This window comes from Cedecea sp. B1(4), from assembly GCF_059414925.1.
On sequence record NZ_JCAHMZ010000312.1, the window covers coordinates 1 to 339 of the forward strand.

Below are 339 nucleotides of genomic sequence, written 5' to 3' on the forward strand. Positions count from 1 at the left end.
CACTGACTGCAGTTTGTCGAATGCACGGGGCACCTCCAACTGCCCAAACGGCGGGTTTGCGATGCTGTAGTCAAACCCCTCCTTGACGCCGAACTCCCGCTCGAAAGACATGCTTACCGCGTCGCCTTGATGGACGCTGATCCGGCCCGTGTGCTTCAAGGCATCAACCCGTGCCAAATCGAGCTCGTTTCCATAGAGCCTCATCGACGCGGGGAGTAGATTCATCAACCCGCCGTTTCCGGCTGTCGGCTCCAACACCGAGCGGCCTTGCACGTCATCATCACCGATCAACAGACGCTGTGCCACCACTGACATCGGCATGGGGGTCGAATACTGCTG

1 protein-coding gene is annotated in these 339 nt (G+C 59.0%); it reads right to left on the bottom strand.

The genetic code is table 11. From position 1 onward, the window contains the following. Positions 1-306, bottom strand: a 306-nt coding sequence (locus ACR6JA_RS23095) for a hypothetical protein (protein ID WP_494599844.1), incomplete at its 3' end; no start/stop codon positions are given. Positions 307-339: the final 33 nt, after the last annotated feature.